The sequence below is a fragment of the Runella sp. CRIBMP genome, assembly GCF_009905605.1.
In the GTDB taxonomy this organism is placed as follows: domain Bacteria; phylum Bacteroidota; class Bacteroidia; order Cytophagales; family Spirosomataceae; genus Runella.
The window spans coordinates 1-22,253 of sequence record NZ_JAAAKZ010000022.1 but is presented as its reverse complement, the minus strand read 5'-3'; the positions used below and the strand labels follow the sequence as shown (position 1 = coordinate 22,253).

The 22,253-nt window shown below is 42.6% G+C and carries 18 protein-coding genes; 12 read left to right on the top strand and 6 right to left on the bottom strand.

Going from position 1 to position 22,253, the window contains the following annotated elements:
• Nucleotides 1-73: 73 nt before the first annotated feature.
• The 5 genes from GVN20_RS26885 to GVN20_RS26865 all read left to right on the top strand — a co-directional run bounded on the left by GVN20_RS26885 (nucleotide 74) and on the right by GVN20_RS26865 (nucleotide 6,226).
• Entirely contained in the window at nucleotides 74-1,807 is a 1,734-nt protein-coding gene (locus GVN20_RS26885; protein WP_166561314.1) for a tetratricopeptide repeat protein, read from the top strand.
• Nucleotides 1,808-1,884: 77 nt separating this feature from the next.
• Nucleotides 1,885-2,766 carry a DUF1684 domain-containing protein gene (locus GVN20_RS26880; protein ID WP_166561313.1) on the top strand — a complete coding sequence of 294 codons (882 nt, stop codon included), beginning with the start codon at nucleotides 1,885-1,887 and terminating at the stop codon, nucleotides 2,764-2,766.
• A 75-nt stretch (nucleotides 2,767-2,841) separates the two neighbouring features.
• Complete coding sequence (locus GVN20_RS26875; RefSeq protein WP_166561312.1) at nucleotides 2,842-3,462, top strand: c-type cytochrome; 621 nt, start codon at nucleotides 2,842-2,844, stop codon at nucleotides 3,460-3,462.
• Nucleotides 3,459-4,697, top strand: coding sequence for a sulfite dehydrogenase (soxC, locus tag GVN20_RS26870; RefSeq protein WP_166561311.1), 1,239 nt, complete (start codon nucleotides 3,459-3,461; stop codon nucleotides 4,695-4,697). The genes GVN20_RS26875 and soxC overlap by 4 nt, the downstream gene beginning before the upstream one ends.
• 47 nt (nucleotides 4,698-4,744) lie before the next feature.
• Nucleotides 4,745-6,226: an NAD(P)/FAD-dependent oxidoreductase gene (locus tag GVN20_RS26865; RefSeq protein ID WP_206023383.1), complete on the top strand. Its 1,482-nt coding sequence runs from the start codon at nucleotides 4,745-4,747 to the stop codon at nucleotides 6,224-6,226.
• Nucleotides 6,227-7,232: 1,006 nt separating this feature from the next.
• Here GVN20_RS26865 and GVN20_RS26860 read toward each other — a convergent pair.
• The 4 genes from GVN20_RS26860 to GVN20_RS26845 all read right to left on the bottom strand — a co-directional run bounded on the left by GVN20_RS26860 (nucleotide 7,233) and on the right by GVN20_RS26845 (nucleotide 9,758).
• Nucleotides 7,233-7,676 (bottom strand): DMT family transporter, encoded by a 444-nt coding sequence (locus GVN20_RS26860; RefSeq protein WP_166561310.1) that lies wholly within the window; start codon nucleotides 7,674-7,676, stop codon nucleotides 7,233-7,235.
• Nucleotides 7,677-8,083: 407 nt separating this feature from the next.
• Entirely contained in the window at nucleotides 8,084-8,704 is a 621-nt protein-coding gene (locus GVN20_RS26855) for a hypothetical protein (protein WP_166561309.1), read from the bottom strand.
• Nucleotides 8,701-9,150: a DoxX family protein gene (locus GVN20_RS26850; RefSeq protein ID WP_114464330.1), complete on the bottom strand. Its 450-nt coding sequence runs from the start codon at nucleotides 9,148-9,150 to the stop codon at nucleotides 8,701-8,703. The genes GVN20_RS26855 and GVN20_RS26850 overlap by 4 nt, the downstream gene beginning before the upstream one ends.
• A gap of 5 nt (nucleotides 9,151-9,155) precedes the next feature.
• Complete coding sequence (locus tag GVN20_RS26845; protein ID WP_166561308.1) at nucleotides 9,156-9,758, bottom strand: flavodoxin family protein; 603 nt, start codon at nucleotides 9,756-9,758, stop codon at nucleotides 9,156-9,158.
• A 104-nt stretch (nucleotides 9,759-9,862) separates the two neighbouring features.
• Here GVN20_RS26845 and GVN20_RS26840 point away from each other — a divergent pair, with 104 nt between their 5' ends.
• From GVN20_RS26840 to GVN20_RS26825, 3 genes are all read left to right on the top strand, one after another.
• Complete coding sequence (locus GVN20_RS26840) at nucleotides 9,863-10,459, top strand: Crp/Fnr family transcriptional regulator (protein WP_114464332.1); 597 nt, start codon at nucleotides 9,863-9,865, stop codon at nucleotides 10,457-10,459.
• Between the two features lie 857 nt (nucleotides 10,460-11,316).
• Nucleotides 11,317-11,607 (top strand): hypothetical protein, encoded by a 291-nt coding sequence (locus tag GVN20_RS26830; protein WP_166561307.1) that lies wholly within the window; start codon nucleotides 11,317-11,319, stop codon nucleotides 11,605-11,607.
• Nucleotides 11,608-12,285: 678 nt separating this feature from the next.
• Nucleotides 12,286-12,837, top strand: a complete 552-nt coding sequence (locus GVN20_RS26825; protein WP_166561306.1) for a hypothetical protein — start codon at nucleotides 12,286-12,288, stop codon at nucleotides 12,835-12,837.
• A 307-nt stretch (nucleotides 12,838-13,144) separates the two neighbouring features.
• Here the strand turns inward: GVN20_RS26825 and GVN20_RS26820 are convergent, their stop codons facing one another.
• Nucleotides 13,145-14,326: an ATP-binding protein gene (locus tag GVN20_RS26820; protein WP_166561305.1), complete on the bottom strand. Its 1,182-nt coding sequence runs from the start codon at nucleotides 14,324-14,326 to the stop codon at nucleotides 13,145-13,147.
• A 611-nt stretch (nucleotides 14,327-14,937) separates the two neighbouring features.
• Between GVN20_RS26820 and GVN20_RS26815 the strand changes: the two genes are divergently transcribed.
• From GVN20_RS26815 to GVN20_RS26800, 4 genes are all read left to right on the top strand, one after another.
• Nucleotides 14,938-15,537: a ParA family protein gene (locus tag GVN20_RS26815; protein ID WP_166561304.1), complete on the top strand. Its 600-nt coding sequence runs from the start codon at nucleotides 14,938-14,940 to the stop codon at nucleotides 15,535-15,537.
• A gap of 54 nt (nucleotides 15,538-15,591) precedes the next feature.
• A complete protein-coding gene (locus GVN20_RS26810) occupies nucleotides 15,592-15,873 on the top strand; it encodes a hypothetical protein (protein WP_166561303.1) in 282 nt (93 codons plus the stop codon).
• A 630-nt stretch (nucleotides 15,874-16,503) separates the two neighbouring features.
• Entirely contained in the window at nucleotides 16,504-17,868 is a 1,365-nt protein-coding gene (locus GVN20_RS26805) for a replication initiation protein (RefSeq protein WP_166561302.1), read from the top strand.
• Nucleotides 17,869-18,623: 755 nt separating this feature from the next.
• A complete protein-coding gene (locus GVN20_RS26800) occupies nucleotides 18,624-21,404 on the top strand; it encodes a 3-coathanger stack domain-containing protein (RefSeq protein WP_166561301.1) in 2,781 nt (926 codons plus the stop codon).
• A 183-nt stretch (nucleotides 21,405-21,587) separates the two neighbouring features.
• Here GVN20_RS26800 and GVN20_RS26795 read toward each other — a convergent pair whose 3' ends face one another.
• Nucleotides 21,588-21,938 carry a hypothetical protein gene (locus GVN20_RS26795; RefSeq protein WP_166561300.1) on the bottom strand — a complete coding sequence of 117 codons (351 nt, stop codon included), beginning with the start codon at nucleotides 21,936-21,938 and terminating at the stop codon, nucleotides 21,588-21,590.
• Nucleotides 21,939-22,253: the final 315 nt, after the last annotated feature.

Below are 22,253 nucleotides of genomic sequence, written 5' to 3'. Positions count from 1 at the left end.
CCCGACGTTACCGGCGGCATGAACAATGCATGCTGCCGGTCATTCCACCCAACACATTGATTCTTTTCATTCTATGGTCTTTCGCATCTTTCTTTTTTGTTTACTCGCCTTCAGCGCCACGGCGCAGCGGGTTCGGCAGAGTGAGCCGCAGGAACCGGCGCACGATGGCCACCGGCAGGAAGCCCACGATAGGTCCGGCCACGACCATCTGAATCACATTCAGGAATACCGCAAGGAAACGGTGTTTGTGCATAACCTGCCCGTACCGCAACTGCTGACCGGTATTGGTTCCGCGAATTTTCCCATCTCGACCCAATCGGCCAAAACGCAGGCTTTTTTTAATCAGGGTATTCAGTTGCTGCACTGTTTCTGGGATTTTGAGGCGTACCGCGCCTTCAAAGAAGCCATTCGGCACGATTCTGCGGCGATTATGCCCTATTACGGATTGTACAGCGCCATTGGGGCTATTGAAGGAGATGAGTTTAAGAACGACCAAAAACTGGCCCTCCGTAAGCTGAAAGCCCTGAAAGACAACGCCACGGAACGCGAAAAACTATACGCCGAAGCCATTTTACTACGTGACGGCGACGCTGAAGGCGGGAAAGCGGCGTATCAGAAAAAGCTGGAACTCATCATCCACAAATACCCGCAGGATGTAGATGCCAAGCTGTTTTTGGCCTTGAGCAAAATGGGTGGCTACGATGCCAAACTCAACCCCCGCGAAGGGCAACTCTACTCCGAATACTTGCTGAAAGACCTGCTCCGCGAGCATCCCAACAACGCGGCGGCCCATCATTATTGGATCCATTTAAAAGAAAACTGCTGTCCGGAACAGGCCCTCGAAAGTTCTGAAAAACTACCAAAACTCGCCCCCAATTCGGGGCACATGGTTCACATGCCGGGCCACGTGTATTACAAATTGGGCGAATACAAAAAAGCGCACGATGCGTTTGTAGCGGCCGTAAAGGTGGATTCAATTTACATGAAGCAACAAAATATTCCCGAGGTCGATGCCTGGAACTATATCCACAACATTAATTACCTGCTCTCCAACTGCGCCGAAAACGGTCGGTATCAAACGGCCCTGTATTACGCGGAAAAGCTGCAAAATATGCCTGCCACGAAAGAACGGAAACGCAAATACGAAGGCCGTTTCTTCTATCAGGGGGTGATCGCGCCCGCCAAAATGGAGCTTTGTTTTGGGTTTTACCAAAAAGCCGCTGACCGATTGGCCGCCATTCGATTGGACAAAGACAGCCTCTTTACCGGCAAAGCCATCGCGTACAAAGATGCGCTGTTTTACTTCGCGTCGGGCATGCAGGCCGTCAAAAACGGCCGCATCGACGACGCCAAGCGCTTCGTCAATGCCCTCGACGCGCTGCTCTGGCGCAACGAAAATCAGGGCTCCGCCAAAGAGATCATTGCCACCCGTCGCATCAACGACCTGAACGTGGCGTCGCTGGAATTGCAGGGGGTCATCAAAAGCGCCGAAAACAACTACCCGGAAGCCGTAGCCCTCCTCGAAAAAGCCAAGACCAAGGAAGTTGAACTCGGTTACAGTGAGCCGCCGTCGTACGCGCGTCCGGTGCTGATCAGTTTGGCCGAAGCCCACCTTAAAGCGGGCCAATACGACAAAGCCGTAAAGGCCTACGAACAACTGTTGGAACGCTATCCCCATACCGCCAACGCCTACTGGGGATTGTACAGGGTATACAAACAAAAAGGAGACCGTGCCAAAGCCAACGAATATGCCGCCCAACTGGCAGAAGTATCCAAATTTGGCGACAAAGGCCTGTTCCCGCTTTAGCAAACCCAATTATTAACCGCTGATTTTTAACAATATCCATCTATTATCTCTCATTTTTCACTCAAAATTCATTCATCATGAAAAAGTACGCAACACACGCAGCAGTACTGTTTTTGTCGGTCTTCCTGTTGGCTTTTACGGTAGAGACCTCCTACGAAGCAGAGATCAAAACCTGGCATCAAAAACGCATCGACGACCTTAAAAAAGAAGAAGGCTGGCTCAATCTGGCGGGTTTGTTCTGGTTGCAGGAGGGCGAAAATACCATTGGCGGTAATGCCAAAAACAGCATTGTATTTCCCGAAGATCACAGCGATGCTTTTTTGGGAAAGGTCATTTTAAAAAATGGCAAAGTAACCTTTGAAGCTGCCAAAGACGCGTCGGTCGCGTTGGGCGACCAACCCGTAACCGCCGCCGAACTTTTTCCGTATCAGGGCAAACCTACCGTGTTGAAACACAAAACCCTGCGCTGGTTCATCATTCAGCGGGGCGACAAATACGCCATTCGTCTGCGTGATCTGGAAGGGCCGTACCTGAAAGGAATTAAGGGAATCGAAACGTTTCCCATCAGTCAGGATTGGCGCGTAAAGGCAAAGTTCATTCCGACGGTTGGGAAAAAACTGAGCATTACCGATATCACGGGGCGCACGTACGAGCAGGAATCGCCCGGTAAGTTTGTCTTCACCTTCGGCGGCAAAGAGTACAGCCTCGACGCCGTCGGCTCCAAAGAGCGTCCGCATTTCGTGTTTGGCGACTTGACCAATAAACACGGCTCGTACGGCGGCGGACGTTTTCTCGACGCCCCCGCTCCTGACGCTGAGGGCTATACGTACATTGATTTCAACAAAGCGTACAATCCGCCGTGTGCCTTCACACCTTACGCCACCTGCCCGCTTCCGACCAAAGAAAACACGTTGGCATTGGCCGTCAAGGCAGGAGAAAAATACCACGGAGACCATTGATCGCGCTTTTTTTCTCAATTTGTTTTAACTTACCCATTCATTGACAAATTGAACGAATAACCCCCATTGATTCCAATGCAAAGACCTTTTGCCCTAAGCTTAAAGTTGTATGTTCAACTCCCGATACTGTTTTCGGTATTGGGAGTTTTGTATACCGGAAACGACGATTTTCAAGCCCCAAACCAGTATTTGGCGATTTCTGATACCACGCAACACCCCGCCTCTTTCGGTTTCGGGCGTCCGGCCACAAAGGCCGAAATTGACCGATTAGACATTGACATCCGTCCCGATGGCAAAGGCTTGCCGGCGGGTTCTGGTCTTGCCACCAAGGGCAAAATCATTTTTGATAGCAAATGCGTGGCCTGTCACGGAGCAGGCGGCATCGGCGGGCCGAATGGCTCACTGGTGACCACAACTGCCGCTGGCGATAAAGAAAAGCGGGCCGAAAAAACCATCGGCAATTATTGGCCCTACGCCACCACGGTGTTTGACTACATACGCCGGGCTATGCCGTTCAACCAACCTGGCTCACTGACCAATGAAGAGGTTTACCATTTGACGGCTTATCTGTTGAGCGCTAACAAACTCATCGACGAAAAAACCGTGATTGATGCCAAATCGCTTCCCAAAGTCATCATGCCCGCACAAAAACTGTTCGTTCCCGACGACCGGAAAGGAGGACCGGAAGTAAAATGAAAAACACCCTCATTCAACTCAGTCAGTTTACGGAGAAACTCTCGCGGCGTAAACTCCTCGGCGGAGCGGCCACGGTCGCCGTCGCCCTTGTTCAAAATGCGCACGGACATACCCTCCAAAAAGGCATTCCGCAGTCAGCGTTGGACGATGACCCCACCAAAGTCCCAGGGGTACCGCCCGGAGAGCTGGGCACCCGGTCGCCGTTTGAAAAATTGCTCAAAGACCCCTCTGCCACCTCTTCGCGGTCGCCGTTGCAGGATATTTACGGAATGATCACCCCTTCCGATCTGCATTTTGAACGTAACCACGGCGGCGTACCTGCCATTGATCCCGCCAAACACGAATTGCTAATTCATGGGTTAGTGGAAAAACCCCTCATTTTCAAAGTGGCTGACCTAAAGCGTTTTCCGTCGGTGTCACGAATTGCTTTTTTGGAATGTTCGGGCAATTTCCGTTCGGGCAAAGAAACTCTCCGTCCGCAGGATGTGTGCGGCTTGACCAGCCAAAGTGAATGGACGGGTGTGAAACTCTCCACGATCTTCCGGGAAGCGGGCATCAAACCCAACGCTACGTGGTTTCTGGCCGAAGGAGGCGATGCTGCCGTCATGACCCGCAGCATTCCCGTCAAAAAAGGTTGGGACGATGCTATTTTGGCCTACGCTCAAAACGGCGAAGCCCTCCGTCCCGAGCAGGGCTATCCGCTGCGGTTGTTTTTGCCGGGCTGGGAAGGAAACACGAGCGTCAAATGGCTGCGTCGACTGGAGCTTTCCGATCAGCCGTTCATGACCCGCGAAGAAACCTCCAAATACACCGAAAGTGTCAACGGCAGAGTACGGCAGTTCAGTTTTGACATGGACGCACGCTCCATCATCACCTTTCCTTCGTACCCCCAAAGCGTAGAAAAAGGCTGGATTGAGATTCGGGGCATTGCCTGGAGCGGGCGCGGAAAAGTAGTGCGGGTGGAAGTCAGCACTGATGCAGGTAAGTCGTGGCACCTGGCAGCCCTTCAGGACCCGATCCTGGACAAAGCGCATACTGCTTTTCGGTATTTGTGGCAATGGAAAGGCGATGAAACCGAGATCATGAGTCGCGTCACCGACGAAACGGGTTATACCCAACCCACGCTGAAGCAACTGGTGGAAGCACGTGGCGAGTCGGGCGGTTATCATTTCAATCCCATTACGGCTTGGCAAATCAAGCGCGACGGTGCGGTGCTGTTCAAACCAGAAAAATAAAAATGTTCCCTTTTAATAAGCAAAACTGAAATCCCAATTTTAACCCATTGAAAAATAACCAACCATTTATTACAACCCAGCCCTCCTTTCGGGGGGCAAAAAGCTATGATTTTGATGCTGTTGTGGTTGGTTCTGGCCCAAACGGGCTATCCGCGGCCATTACTATGCAACAAGCAGGGCTACAGGTTTTGCTGGTAGAAGGAAAATCTACGATTGGAGGTGGCTTACGAACGGCAGAATTAACCCTGCCAGGCTTTAAACATGATATTTGCTCAGCTATTCATCCTATGGCGGTGGCCTCTCCTTTTTTTAGCACTTTACCATTAGAGAAACATGGCTTGGAATATCTTTATTCTCCCATTGCGGCAGCCCACCCATTTGACGATGGAACCGCGGCGGTACTTGCCCAATCCATTGACAAAACAGCTTCATTATTGGGAATAGACGAGGCAAAGTACCTATCCTTGATATACCCCATTAAAAAACACTGGACGTCCCTTATTTCGGGCATTTTAGGTCCTTTGCGCTTTCCCGAAAACCCGATTAGTTTTGCTCAATTCGGCCTTAATGCCTTAGCGCCAGCTTCTTGGTTGGTTAAAAAGTTCAAAACCCCAGCCGCGCAAGGGCTGTGGGCCGGGATGGCGGCGCATTCGATTTTACCCCTCAGTCACTTGACTACTTCCGCCATCGGTTTGATCTTACTGACCGCTGGGCATGTGCAAGGGTGGCCCATTCCTAAGGGAGGCTCTCAGCAAATCAGCAATGCCTTAGCTTCGTATTTTACGTCAATTGGGGGCAAAATTGAAACAGATTTTTACGTTCAATCACTTTCGCAACTGCCTTCCGCCCAAACAATTTTATTCGACATTACACCGCGACAGTTACTCAAAATTGCTGGACATCAGTTTTCGGCTATTTATAAATGGCAGCTTGAAAAATACCGTTATGGGATGGGCGTTTTTAAGGTTGATTGGGCATTGGATGGCCCCGTTCCGTTTCGCTCCGAAGCAGCTAGGGCTGCTGGTACGTTGCACCTCGGAAATACTTTTCAGGAAATAGCCGCCGCCGAGCAATCGGTTTGGAATGGCTCCCATGCTGAAAAACCTTTTGTTTTGCTAGCCCAACAAAGTCTTTTTGATGCTACCCGTGCTCCAAAAGACAAACATGTGTTGTGGGGTTATTGCCACGTCCCAAACGGTTCCACTAAAGACATGACAAACACCATAGAAAGGCAAATTGAACGTTTTGCGCCAGGTTTTAGAGAGCGAATTTTGGCAAGACATACGCTCAATACGGCCCAAATGGAAGAATACAACCCCAATTATATCGGGGGAGATATTAACGGCGGTGCTTTAACCCTCGACCAACTCTTTACACGGCCGGCATTGAGGTGGTCTCCGTATCGCAGCTCCACAAAGGGGTTATATATCTGTTCCTCTTCTACCCCTCCCGGAGGAGGAGTTCACGGGATGTGCGGTTATCACGCCGCAAAACAGGCACTTTATGATATATTTAATATCAAACTTTAAATCTGCTCTAAAGGTAAAAAGCCTCAAAACATTGATTTGGGGCTTTCAGAACTATTCCCCCCACCAATAATACACGGCAATTAAATTATTTATTCTGCGCCATCGGCGCCGACTCAATGGAATTAGCTTCAAACTGACACCCTTTTGAGTAAATAGGCTTTCCTTTTGCTTTCAAGCTGAAATTTTTGCACGAACGGGGTTTCTGATGTACAAATGACGATCGGAGTGGTATATATTTTTAAGGCTCTGAATAATGTAATCCACATCGGCTGGTGTATTGTTCTTGTTAAATGAAAACCGAACATTTTCCAACTCAACATTGCTTTGCGGTGCCGTCAATACATGAGAGTGAGACATATGTAGATTGGAACAAGCACTACCACCCGATTCGCAATCCCATACAGATTCAATTGACTGACCAAATACTCCGAAGAATGAAGGTTGGGAAAAGCAACATTCAGAAGTGTAAAGTGCGACTGTACAAATTTAAACACTAGGTTATTTACGTAAACTTCTGCGTGTTTAAGAGATCCTATTCAACATAAAATTCAGTATGAAACTATTATGGAAACCGACTTTTTGGCCTGTATTACTGCTTTTTATCTCGGGTTTTCAGGAAATCTGTACCTCTGTTTTTATGAGACCTCTATGTTGTCCTAATCAATCCAGCAGGGTCGGGAAGCACTCCCTTTTTAGCAGGTAATCCATAATGTAATGATACCATATGGAAACGTAATGCTGGCTCCCGAAAAATGGAACGTAAGGGTTAGAAAAAACACTATGTTTATGTAGGTAACCTATTAGTTACCTCAGGTTACTTAACCCGATCATTTTGTTTGGTAACCTGAAATTGGGGAAGAAAAGGTTGCCAGACTATACGTTTAGGTTACATGCCGATAGTTTACCTAAGATCAAAGATAGTCCTCGGGACGTTTTTAGCCTCTTTCAAATATCGATTCAGGAAATCAAGTTTATTTCCTAGGCAGATATTTTTTTTCAGTCTTAGCTATTTCTTTATCAGTAAAATTCCAGCTAAAACTAACATTAGACCTATTCCCTTCACCCAATTAAAGGGTTTTACAGGCATACCAAATAAGCCATAATGGTCCAACAATAGTGACATAGCCATTTGTCCACAAATGACAAGTCCTAAAAAAACGGCTATTCCCAGCTTAGGTGAGGCAACTATGGTTGAAATAATATAAAATGCACCCACCAGCCCCCCAAGCCACGCATAAGGTGGAGACTGACCGAGTTGTAAGAATGATTTATATAATGCCGTAGGATTACTTACGCTATAAATAATCAACGCAATTGTGCCTACCGAAAATGAAATCAATGACGACGTGATCGCATTACCCGAAAAAGAAGTAAGCTTATTGTTAAAAGCAATTTGCAGTGGCAAGACAAACCCAGCTGTTAAGGCTAATATTAAATAAATCTTGTTCATTTCTTTTTTGTTGCTAAAACCCACTGATTATCTGTTTCGGTCGTACTGTCCGAGGATTCCTTCAATATAAAATGTTTAAGTTTTTTATTTAATTTTCTTTTCAGTCTATTGTTAGGAAAATTTTTGGGTCCTAAGACGATAACTTCTGAATGGATTAGGTCATCGTTATTGTCATAGTAGTATACTAAAGAAAGATCACATTTTTGGGGATTAGTTTCTACCACCCAATATCCAATTGATGGCATGTGTAGATTACGGCTAGTCGATTCACTGAAGCCATTTGTCTCAATGGATATAAGTATTGGGAGTATACAGATAAGTGTTTTCATAATAATGTAGTTGAATTAGTTTTAAAGTAAGTAATGTTTGAACTGGCAGGAAAAGGATATTTTCAGGGTAGAAGCATTTTAATGCAACTCATAACGAAGAAACACTCCTGGATTATAAAGTGTGGAAATGGTCTTTCCCCGTTGGTCAATATTTAAGGCAATACCCACCACCGTTTGTCTTATATGAAGCCCAGCCCGAAAATTTTGAAAACTTCTGTTGTGATGTTTAGGGCCATAATTGGTCATAAACTGGGCACGTGAATAAAAATGAATACGTTCAGTAATTGCGGGAGTATACTCCAACAGTATCATCATTTCTACGGAACCATTTTTTTTAAGATCAACACGTGGAACCAAAAAAGCCTGGAAGTCACGATGTGCATATCGAAATTGAAGAGATACTGCTGGAGAGATGCCTGGTTTACTGGCATAAAATGTGCCCAACCCAAGCTTGAGAAATCGCATCACTGAATAAGTAACATAAGTTTGGCTCATCAATTCATTCATGTCATCACCTTCATAAAATGCATGAAGCGATGATGTATGCATAAAACCAAATCGGGAACTTCCAAGGCTTTTTGAAATAGTATGCTGGTAGAAGTAATTCTGTTTACCCACCATTGTTTCAATAGTGGTGGGTTGTGCGTTAACGGCAGCCACGGCGACCATCCCAGCAAAGACGAGTACCCAGCGGATCATAATGGATGGCTTTTCAATATTTTGTAATCTACCGAAAGTGCTCCACCTCCTGAAATGAAAAGCATTACGCACATGGCTAACACAAGTATGTGATATTCAAAGCCTTCACCAGCATTTGTGCCCGACCAGTTCATGTAAAATCCATAATCGAAATGATAGGTGGCCATTCCAATGAAGATTCCGAAAACACCTAATGCGGCAACTCGGGTCAGTAGTCCTGTCACTAGCATCAATGATCCAAAGAATTGAATGCAGATTACTGCATACCCAATGAGCGCAGGTAATCCCATATTGGCAGAAAGAAATTCGATGGTGGATTGTAATCCAAAACCACCAAACCAACCGAGCATACTCTGGGCACCATGTGAGAAGAGAACAATTCCCAGAGCAAAACGAATCGCTGTTGCTCCCCAGTTTTCAGTTGTGGTTATTAGTTGTGTTTTCATTTTAATTATTGTTTTGCTGTTAGAAATGTGAAGTTTTCTATGTTGGATTTCGAGTCGGCTTTAAGTTGTTGTGTAAGCGTAGCAATGCGTTGCCCAAAAAGTTCAGCAGTATGCAGATCTGCTGGATCGTAAAATTCTTCATGGGAATTACTGGATAAGGTCATCAATCCTAGATAGCTGGCCATTCCATTGGGCTCGGACAATTGTTTACCAGCAGAATCGTATTGAGGCATTATTCCAAGCGGGATCCATAACATACCATGTTGAGCAGCAAAAATGGATAAGTTAGTAAGCGTATTAAGCTTGTCACCATTTATGCTGGATGAATTGGTGAAACCCGCCGCCAATTTGTCTTTCCAATGTTGATTGGCCCACGCCGAACCAGTAGACTCCATAAAGAGCTTAAACTCGGCTGAAACATTTCCGAAGTAAGTGGGGCTACCAAAAACCAAAGTATCAGATTCAATCAACAAGTGGGGATGCTGTATCGCCATTTTGCTTGTAAGCAAAATGACATCGTCCACTACTTTTCTTGCACCTTCGGCAATCCGCTCGGCCACCATTTTGGTATGCCCAAAGCCACTGTGATAAATAATTGCTATTTTCATAATTTTACATTCGGTTTACCCGCGTTTTGTTGGTTGCAAAATTACAGAGTAGCCAAGGGGGGCGAAATAAACTAGATTATCGTTTTTAGTTGAACTAGTTCAAGATGAAGGCAGATTTACTACTTGAAAGCCTCGAAAAGGAGATTTGGCTTTCTGACCGAGATAAAGAATTAATTGTGTCCCTTGTTCGGGAACGAAGAATAAAGAAACACCAATTTGTGGTACATGAAGGCGCAGTCAGCCGTTGCACAAACTTTGTAATTGAGGGAAGCATGCGTACCTATTTTGTGGATCTAAATGGGCAAGAACACATTGTCCAGTTTGCCATTGAAGGTTGGTGGATTAGCGATTTAAACAGTTTTATCATGCAAGTGCCCGCTACCTTTAATGTGCAGGCTATTGAAGACTGTGTAGTTTTGGAGTTACCTTATGAAAACCTGGAAACACTTTATGAAAACGTACCAAAGATGGAACGCTATTTCAGGATCCTCACCCAAAGGGCATTTGTGTCTTTTCAGCAACGTATATTACAGAATATCAGCATGACAGCTGAGGATCGTTATTTAGCTTTTTTAAAAAAATATCCCAAGATTGAGTTACGGATTCCACAGAGGTTAGTAGCGTCATATCTGGGTATTTCACCAGAGTTTTTAAGTAAGATTAAAAAGCGTTTAAAAGAGGCTAAGTCCAATTTGAAATAATGGCCGTTCAGAGTCAAAACGGGTAAAAAAGCGGCGTTTTGGAGAAGAAAATCAATTTCTTTTGTAAAAAAATACGTTTCAGTAACTCGGGTTACCCCATGAAACAGACTCTATACCGACAATAATTGTGCTGTTACCCGTAAGCTATCGTTAGTAGCTAAACTTGTACAACAGTGTAAATATCTGATAGAAAGCTGGTTAACTTACTTAGATTTGCCAAGAGCTAAGCCAAGCCAAAATTTTAGTATCACCGGGATACTGTGGTTATAGAGCGTACCAGCCTGTTTCCGACAGTAGTCGCTACTTTTGCGCCTTATGTATAATACATAATCCTTTCACACCGTGCGGCTTATCCCGCCAGCTTTGCTTTCACTAATCACATGGCCATCAAGATTGCCAAAGCAATGGGGGCGTATGTCGTTGCTTTTACCACATCAGAATCAAATTTTGCAGAAGTCAAACGCCTTGTAGCCGATGAAGTCGTGTTGTCAAAAGACTAAGAGCAAATAGCGGCGTACCGAGGGAAACTTCACTTCATTCTTGATGCCGTGTCTAGCTGAACATAATATCAATAATTATTTGAACTTGCTTCGTGTAGACGGTTCGCGGGCGCTTGTTGGCGCTCCTAAGCACCCATTTGCCCATCGTAGCTTTCAGTCTGATTATGGGGTGTAAGTGCTTTGCTGGTTCTATGATTGGCGATATTGCTGAGACCCAGGAAATGTTGAACTTCTGCGGTGAGCATAACATTGTCGCAGACATTGAAATGATTGATATACAACAGATCAACAAAGCGTACGAACGGTAGTTGAAAGGCGATGTGAAGTATCACTTTGTGATAGATATGGCGTCTTTAAATGCGAACGAAAATCGACGTTGACTTAGTGAAGCGAGATAGCACAACCTTCGATGAGATGCAATTACTTCGAAGGTTAGGCTTTTATTGGCCAGCAAGATTTTCTTTATCAGCCAATAATGTTTTTAAGCCGATGGTGTACGCAGGCATGGGGGAGAAAGACAGCGGCATGGTTTATTTACAAAAAGCGGCCGATTTGGACGTTATTCATTCTGATGTATCAATAAACTCTTCATTCAAAATCTGCCAAAAACACTCCATTTTCGGGATGTTATTAGCAAGTTTGACTTAATGGAATCTAAATCTCTGACTCAATAAATCTGAAACTGACCGCCATATTCTTCATCTCATTGCCGGCTTTTTATTTTCGGTTAAGTATTCATTTTTGCTCTTCAAAAAAACTATTGGGATAATAAACTAAGTTTTTGGAACAATAAACTAAGTCTGGAACGATAGACTAACAAATTGCGCAAATAGACCAACATCATCAAAGTGCGGCTCTTTACTTTTGTCAAGGCAATGCCCTAACGGCTATTCTCTAAACCTTTAAACCAAAATTTGATGAAAGCTCTTTACTGTTTTGGCAGGTGCTCACCCATGCTTATCACTCCCATGACTTCATGATTCGGTGCTCGAAATGCCAGCCTTGGCTGCTTTTGCGGGAGCGTTTTCACGCTTGGGACGTCTCACTTTTTACACGTTTATAATTACACTTTACCCTACTTTTTTTAACACGCGTTTCGTATGAAAAACTCTCTTTTATTTCCCCAATCTGATCTATTTATAAAGGTCTTTTCCCCCACTGTTTTAGATTCAATAAGAAAATTCTTCTCCCTCTGCCTAATCATCTGTACAAAGTTGGGCCGAAGTCCCTAAAGTCAACGCTGGCGATGCACCGGCCTCGATCGCGCATCAGCCTAACTCTTTTGATTTTTCCTTTTATTTTTCAACATTTTAAATCCCTACTACAATGAAAAGCTCAAAAATTTTGACACGGTTGATTCTATTACCATTGGGAGTATTTGCCACTCTGATCAGTTGTACCAACGAAAGCCTCACCCCATCCCCCGATGCACGGCAACAAGACAAAAACGCTACTGCCATGGCCTCCAGGAGGGTGGGCATTGTTCACCATGTTTCTGCCGGTGGGCCCGATATTGATACCCCTAATTATGGTCCAGGTGCTGATGCAAATTATTCGCTGGTAGCTAATATGATGGCTGATGGAAGTGTAAATGGTCAGTACTCCGACCGGTCTTCGCAGGAAAATGGCGGTGGTGGATTTCATGCTACCATTGATTGCATGACCATTGTCGACAATGTAGCATGGCTGAGTGGTGTCATTACCTCAGGTAATAGTGGTGGCACTGATTTGACCGGAAGACGTGTACTTACGAAAGTTGTGGATAATGGGAATAAAGATGATCAGATCAGTTTTTCTTATTTCTCTAATACTCTGTGTAGCGCAAAACCTAGCTCGATGGCGCTTTTCCCGACTAGAGGACAGGTCACGGTATGGTAGGTAGTCCGACTTGCTTAAATAAGTCAATAAAAAAATCTGGCGCTTTGGTAGTTAATACCAAAGCGCCAGATTTTTTTATTAGGTCAAGTACATTTAATTTAACATTCTGCTTCAGGGAATAATAACTGTTTCCTTCTATGCTCGTACTTAACTTATGCCTCTTACTCTAAATAGTGCTACCCAGAATTCTTGCCTATATACAAACCCGCTAACAAACGTGAGTTATGGATAATTATACCGGTCTATTGGGCTTCGTTTTTCGCCAGTGAACATAGGAATAAATGTTGTTTTATGCTACAAAAAGGCATTAAAAAATGCCGCCACCCCAATACCATTCCTGAAAATCGGAATTGGTGAAGTGCCGGCCCACTAGGCGGCTATAGGGCAGTTCGAGATCGTTGGAACGATAGTTCAATGTTTTGAGGTCTGGATAAGAAGGCGTTTCTTTGACTTCAATGGCCGTTTCTTTGTTCAGAATAAAATCGATTTCCTGTCCTGATTTTTTTTGGTAGTACGCCACTTCACCCAGCCGCAGTAATTGTAAGGCTACTGCATTTTCAAATACTTGCCCACTGCTTACTTGGGCCAGTATTTGCAACATACCCGTATCGGCAATATACACCTTGCGTTGGGCCGCAATTTCCTTGTCTTTGTTTTTGGTAAAGGACGGAATCAGGTGAATAAAGTAGGTGTATTCAAACAAAGCCATGTATTCGGTAAGTTTGTTACGATTAATCCCCGAAATACTGCTCAATTTACTGACGTCCAAGCGGCTGCCCGTGCGTGAGGCTAGCAGCTGGCAAAGTTTGTACAAATCATTGCTCACCCGAAAATCAGATAATAGTTTGATGTCGAGTTCAATGTAAGCATTGATGATGTCTTTGAGAAAAGCGGTTTTATCGTCGGCCGTTTCGGCCAAAACGACTTCGGGAAAGCCTCCAAACCTCAAATAGGTTTCGTATTCTTGTCGGAAAATTTGATAAATGGGTTCCGAAAATGGTTTTTGGGCGGTATGTTCAAACTGCGAACGCGCAAATCCCCGAAATTGTAAGAATTCATCAAAACCGAGGGGGAACATCTCAAAAATACGTTTGCGTCCAGCCAGACTTTCTGTAAAGTGATTCTTTAGGTAATAAGAACTCGAACCCGTTAGAATAAACTTAATGGCGTAGGTATCGTAAAGGTACTTAATGACGCTCGGCGAGTTGGGCACCAATTGAATCTCATCTAGGGCCAGCACTGCGGGTTGATTGAGGGCCAACCCCAACGCCTCCAAGCCTGCTTCGATGGCTTGGTAGCTGTTTTGGCTAAACAAAATACGGTTGTCTATCTTCTCAAAGTCTAAATACAGCTTATTGGGGTGGGCGGTTTTAGCCAGTAAAAATTTCAAAGCGGTAGTTTTTCCCACCCTTCTCATGCCCGTAATGACCGTAGCCTGTGGTTTGGCTAGGTGTCCCTCTAACTCGCTGAATAATGCTCTTTGTATCATAAATACTAACTATATGCACAAATATAATGCAAAAAGTATTACTATTGAAAAGCAGTTTCCTTAATTTTTTCCATATTTTGAGGGTATATATCAATATCTTCTCTCAAAGTTCTTTTAATTTTACGTTATTTTTTTTACCTGATTCTAATTCGTACTGTAGTGTTTAAATAACTAAAACCCAACTCATTGCTTAAATTGCAACAGATTTGGGGGACTATAATAGGTTTTGATTATTCTAAAAGTATAGGTTCTTCATTCAAAAATTTAACTTCCATAATTTCAACCAATGCCTGTTTAGAGATTCAGTGAAACAAGCTCCTTTTTGTTTATACAAAACAGCATACTGATGGATATTTCTATAAATAAGTGACTTTATGTTTAACGTACTAAATGGATTATACAATGGGCAAATCAATAGCGGCTACTGTTAACATGAATGATTTACAAATAATGTATTATAGTAACGATATAAAAACGTTAAAAACCCGAAATATATTAATTTTTAATATTGCCATTTCAATTTTTACATAATTACATATTACCATAATTACATTAATATGGTTTTACATAATTATGTATTATATTTGAATGTAAAACACAACAATTCATACATGAAAATCATTACCATAGCCCACCAAAAAGGAGGTGTTGGCAAAACTACCATCGCCCTTAATCTTGGATATTGTTTACAGAATTCCGTTCGGGTAGCCATACTAGACAGCGACCCGCAAGGAAGCATAGCAGGATTAGGTGAGTTGGTCGGATTAAAAGGGATTGACCTTTTACCGATTGATGAGATTGCAAAAGCGAGCAAAAGCTACGATGTTGCCATAATTGATACACCACCATATTTGAGCAGTAAGCTGCCTGACTTTTTTCAACTATCCGATTTCGTTTTGGTCCCCACCAAAGCAGGTGTATTGGATGTCATGGCAATCAAAGCAACGATTGCTTTACTTAAACAGGCCCAGACAAAACGTCCCAACCTAAAGGCCGCTATTGTGCTGAATATGATTCAACACCGCACTAGCTTAACCGATGACATTAAACAGCTTCTCGAACAGTATGAAATGCCCATCTTAGACACGATGATTTCGCAGAGAGTTAGCTACGCTCGTTCACCGATTACTGGCGGTGTCTTTGAAACAGAAGATGATAAAGCCCAACAGGAGATATTTAACCTAACAAAAGAAATTTTGGAATATCTGTAATATTTTACATAAAACCATAATACCATAAATATGTAATACCATAAATACACAAGTATGAAAAAGGATAATTTCAAAAATCAGTTGGCCACGTTGGGGGGTAAACTAAAAGACAAAGAAGATAATACTCCTTTGCAGGAGATAACACCAATACAGGACCGAAGCAAATCTGAACCTGACAAGACTCCCAAAGTAGCCGAGACTAAATTTACGGTTCATATACCTACGGAATTAATGGATACCATAAAAGAACTGGGCTTTAAGAAAAAGAAAAAGATAAAGGCCCTTTTTGTAGAAGCCTTGGAAGAATACACCCAAAAGCACAAGCTAATTGAATAATTATTCAATTACACCAGTAATTATGTAAATACATAATGCCATAAATACATAAATTTGGTATTACATCAATTTTTATGCAAAATTAACAACAGGCGTTATTATCACCATTACTACGATTTTTTGCAGCTAACTATCACCATTACTACGAAACTGTATTTTGCGGTAATTTTAAAAACAGATGTAAATTTCTTCTAAAAAACTTTTTTTTACCCTTTTTGAAAAAAAAAATAAAAACAACGGTCTCTGTGTTGTTTTAAATAATGTATGAATAACAATATGTAATACTTTCGGCCCTCATAACACTCTGATTTACATAGTGTTATGAAATCTATTATCACCATTACTACGTTAACTATCACCATTACTACGAAATATCAAAATCTATTATCACCATTACTACGTTAACTATCACCATTACTACGAACTATTATCACCATTACTACGAAAATAAAGTTATCCACAAAAGTGGAATGTGGATAACTTTTCAGGTGAATGATTGTAAGCGAACTATCACCATTACTACGAAAAAAATCACTAACCATAAAATATCACAGAATAACTATCACTTGATTTTATATTAGTGATAGTTATTCTTAATTTGCATCATTATACATTAATAAATAATATGTTATGTCAAAAAAAATCAGGAAAGAGTATGTCAAAGAAGACGTTAGATTTATTAAAAAAGCCAATGAATTAGTAGAGGCAAGATACAAGTTTGATATTTGGGAAACACGAATCTTTGCCATTACTTTATCAATGATACATCCTTCCGATGCCGATTTCAAAGAGTATAAAATCAATGTAGGACAAGTAATTGATGAATTTGGATTGAGTAAGGGAGGGGAGATTTATCAATTTTTAAGAGAAGCAGCCCTTGGACTCCAAAAGAAAATCATTGCCATACAGAGCGAAAGAGATGGTTTTAAAACCGAGCTTACCATTCCACTATTCACAGGTATTGAAAGAGTGATTGATGAAAGAGCTAAAAAAGATACGGAGAAAAGCATTTGGGTGACATTTGAACCGCGACTAAAACCTTTTTTATTGGAGCTCAAAGCCAGATACCTGATATACGATATTAGGAGCATACTTTCAATAAAAAGCGTTCACTCGATACGGATTTATGAGTTGTTGAAGCAATACGAGAAAATAGGCAGCCGTACGTTTGATATTGATGAGCTGAAATTAATCTTAGGAATTGCCGCTGATGAATACGCTTTGTATGGTCACTTCAAAGACAAAGTAATTCTAAAAGCCCAGGAAGATTTGAATGCAAACCGAGACACCGACATTAAATTTTCATTTGAAGAAATAAAGCAAGGTAGGAAGGTTGTAAAGATAAAGTTCAATATACTGACACATTTGCCAGAAAGAAAGCAACTGCCCGATCTGGCTTTGTTTTCGACCGAAAAAGAAACGGCTCTGAATGAGCTTTCAATCTTAACAGCTGATTTAATCCCTGACCAGACATTGCAGCAGTGGTTGTCAAAATATACATACGATGACGTAAAAACGGGAATTGTTTATACACTCAATAGAATAAAAGCAGGCGAGAAAATTAAAAATATTCCTGCATACATGGCAAAGATGATTTCTACAAAAGGAGTAATTGACCCTATTGAAGTAAAGCGGCAAAACCGAACTAAAATAGCAGCGCAACAACAAGAAAAGGCAAATGAAAGAGGGGCATTGGAGAACGAGCTGGAAAATCTTAGAATTGATCACTATGAAAAGCAAAAGTTGATAGTTGCTGAGATTTTTGAGCAAACACCTGAAACACGCCAACAAATCATTGAAGGGTTAAAGTACAGCCGAGATTGGGATAGAAAGAAAGACGATGCAGAAAATCTGAACAGAGAGCATGTTCAAACCCTTATTTTCATGAAAGCCATGCAAAAATTCCCCGAGCGATTTTCTGTTGTCAATAAAGACTTTGAGCTAAAAGAAGCGGAATTAAAGTCCAAATTAAGGCTTATAGGGTGGCTGGGGTAGGGTTTTACATATTTATGGTTTTACATAAAGCCATAAATATGTATTAAATGCAAGCTATCCCCAAAACACCCATCAGGGTTTCTGCTGATTTTTCAGGAGAAGATTGAATGATTTTTGGCAGCTGTAAAATTTGTATTAAGAAGTTTATGAAATGTTGGTTGGATGGGATCTTCAACAATTTCTACCGAAGCACTCTTGGCCTGCAACACAATCAAATCTGAATCTGCGCAGGGATATCCAAATAAATAAAAGTCTAACTCAGTTTGCTAGCTAATAAACGTAGGTTTTGTTTCTACTATATTTGAAAACATACAGCAACACTCACTCAATTTTTTACGACATTTAAAAGCAGATAAAACCGCCTATTGTTGATAGCTACCTTGGTAATTAAAATGAGCGTAAATTTCAAAATCAAAATTATTTAATAGAGTAACACAGCCATTATGTGGAGATTTTTGATGTCGTATACACCATATAGTAAGGCACTAGGGCTATACTCTGGGTTTACTATTACTCCTTTGCTTTTAAGCGAATTTGGCATTTTTGGTAAAAAATCAGTCAAAAGGATGTTTTAACTCATATTTTTTTATCCCGTATATTCCTAATTTGGGATAAAATTTAAAGTAGAAAAAAGCCCACCACATTCCACTTTTCAAAACTGTGGGAAAGATGTGATGCATCTCTAGAGTCATATATTACTTGGTGACAACCAAGCAAATTACCTTTGACAAATGCGTGCTGAAAAAATAATGTCCATGAAAAAGATGAAAATAGGTTTGTTGGTTCTAACTTTTTGCTGTTTGAGTACTGGTATTTTATTAAATGCTCAAACCCCACTTTTAAATGGTACAAACATCGATTATCAAGCGCCTTTTGAAAATATAAACAGGGTATCGGCGGCGGCTCGAACTGGTGGTAGCGGCATACTTCCATGGCCGCCTGCAAAAGTCAGAATAGGCTATGTTGTTCCCTCCAATCGTACTCCCCAAGCCAATTATAAAGAGAATCTGCAATTTGCCATAGAAATGGCGCAAGTGTGGTTTCGTGATAATATGGAACAAAATGGTTTTGGCCCCAAAACGTTTATTTTTGAAACTGAAGAGGATTCGCCCAGACCCAAAATCCATTTGGTCAACGTTTCCGAAACGGATAATGAACTAAGAGGTAATAATGATATAGAGTTATTTAATAATACTAAGTTTGCCGCCAAAAATGCAGGTCTAACCATTGATTTAGAAGGAGAAGTGTGGGTACTTATCCCGGAAACGCAGGTGCAACTTCCGGATGGAAGTTTTATAGGTGGAGTAGCAAGAGGGGGTGGGGGTGATAGTGGGAATGGAAATAATTCGTCGACAGCTGAGTTGGGTAGTAATGTCATTCAATTATTCAATCCTCAACGGTTGCTGGATAATACGAATTATGCCGGCCAAATTATTCCCGAATTGGGCCCTTATCCCTTGGTTCAAGATGTGTCCTTTGCTTGGTTTGAAAGAAATACATTTAGTACTGTGGCTTCTTCCTACCTCGGGGCTTTATGCCATGAGATGGGTCATGCCTTTGGTTTAAATTACCACGATGCTCGTCACGACGATAATTTTTTTGGAGGATTGATGGGCAGTGGACTAAGGGGAATAAGAGGTAGCTTTTTTCCTGCTCTATATTCGGGAAATTATACTCGATTGGAATATGGTTCAGCATTAATGTTAAATGAAAGTTATTATTTCAACCGTCAAAGAAAAGCAAGCCATTTTGGACCCAATTTAACGGTCTTAACCAATGGAACCGTAAGCCCCGTTGCTGGATTGTTGAATATAAGATTCGCCGCTTCTAGTCCCGATAGTATTGCTTATGCGCATTTATACGATTACAATGGGCAGCTCATTGACGAACTGGCACTGCACCAGTTGAATGTAGACACTACTTTTAAAACGCCATATTTTCAAGCGGGGACAACTAATTCTTTCAGTATTGTTGTAGGGGACAGGCAGGGATACCGGACCGTTTCCTCGCGTTTCACTTTATCGGTTACGGCAGGCAACCAAGCCCCCAAGCCTTATTTGAAACCTTATTATCCTAACATCCCTTATTCAGACAATGGCACCCGCTTTGATGCCAATTCTACCACCGATCCCGACCAAGACTCTTTTACGGTTGAATTTGACGTGAACAACGATGGTATTTTTGAGACGACTCCTCTAAATAGCCGCGTTTTCGAGTATTTAATTCCTCAGCCAGGACCTTACAGTGCGCGAATTCGCGTGACGGATTCCAACGGAGCTTCTGCTGTTTCGAGTCCTATCAGTGGAAATTACGGTAAAGAATGCGGCATTGATCCACCAAGTATTTATGGGGTAAATACCATTTGTCCAGGTTCTGCTACTAAACTTTCGGCCTATGGCTGTTATGGAACGCTTTTATGGTCAAATGGCGAAACGACTTCTTCTATTACGGTCAGCCCAACTTCCACCACAAATTACACAGTGACTTGTAGTTACGGTTGTGGAGCTCTGTCAAGTCAGCCATATACAGTTACGATTGTGGACGATTCTACGGTGCTTTCAGCAACTGCTTCGTCGGGAGTTGAGCAGGTGGTACAAACCATTGTTTCAACGCAAGAAATACCCGTTGGTAGTACGGTAATGTATTGGGCGGGCCACGGTGTTAGTTTGCTGCCAGGCTTTGAGTCGTCTAAAGGAAGCGTATTTACGGCCTTGATTAAGGGATGTGGAACTCCAATGGCCAAAGCAGATATTTCGTCGGCGGCAGCAGGATATGCCAAGAAAATTACAGTCCTAGCCAATGACTTTAATCCTGATGGTTCGGCCATAACAAATTTGACACAAGTCTCTTTACCCGTAATTGTTGTCAACCCAACCCATGGAACGGCCACCGTCAATCCCGACGGAACCATCAGTTATATTTCAAATGAAAATACCGGGACCGACAGTCTGGTCTATTCGGTCTGCAATAGAAACAATCCCTCTTTCTGTACCACTGCCTCCCTAAAGTTAACATTAAACCAGGGGTTTCCTTTGATCCCTAACGCCGATTTTGAGAACGCTGTTAACTTTGTAAACGCTGGTGCTTTTTCCTATTGGCTAAAAGGCGGGTATAAACCCGATCAGGCAGTATTCTCGTGGCTAGTAGGGCAAGGGCGCAACGGCTCCAATTGCATCAGGATTTATTCGGGTCCCGTAGCTGGGCCTGTGCAAAGCAATGATGTACAGGCGTATCAGGTTCTTTTTCTTGCGCCTTATACCAATTATGTTTTGAAGTGCTGGATTAAAACTGAAAACGTTACCACCAATGCCAACCCAGGAGGGGTAGGGGGATGTTTGAGTGTCAGCACAAGCATAGACAGTGCTAGTTTTCCTCCGAGAAGTAAAGACATTAAGGGTACAACTGACTGGACACAGGTAGTGCTTCCTTTCAATTCTGGTGATGGTTATGTGAGAATCAGTTGCCGTTTAGGTTATACGGCAGCAGATTCGGAAGGAACCGCTTATTTTGATGATTTGACGCTTGAACGGTTTTAAGTAAACGTCGTGGTAAACGGCTCAACACCATTACTCCAAAGGACTTGAAAGGAAGTGCTAACAACATTATTGATTTGATAAATATGACGATGAACCACTTTCATAGGAATTTACAATAGCTAAGTAAAAACAGTATTTATCATACGATAACACTGTTTTTACTTATTTTATTACTCCCTTAGCTTACGAAGGAATGGGCGGCAACCATTGACTCATTGAGGGAACTGTTTGACCGTTAGGGCCTGTGTTGGCCCCACTTGGCCCCGCATTGGTGCCGCTACCGTTGGTCGTCATCGCATAGTTAAGGGTGTATAGGGTATGCCACATATCTACCTGTATCCGTGCCGCTGGAATATTGTCAGTTTTGACGAGGAAATTTCCCGCAGGAGCATCTTGCCCACATTGGTAAATATCCACCGAATAATCCGAAGCTTGCTGCCCTGATCCTGTATAGTATAACACATAAATATAAGTGGTTTTTATATCCCCAATGGCCACAATATCAGAGTAAATGGCATTGGTAGGCAATTGCATAAAGGGTGAATTTTAAGGTGCGAACTGTTGAAACATACTACAATGGGAATTATGAATAAAGATATGGTTGAAAAATGGATTTTGCCCCTTTTACAGTAGGGGGCGCGCGAGCCTCCTTAACAGAAATTGTTGAAGGGGCTGCCTGCTGTACAGTGAGATAAGGCCTGTGAATCTTGCCGCTAGCTGGGCTGTATAACTATATCGGGTTAAGGTAATCTGATTTGGCAGAAAAGAACCGCTGTAAAATGATGCAGAAGGGAGCCACCGAATGATGGCAAAGTAGTCCAAGTGTGGATAAGTTCAGAGCGATAAAAA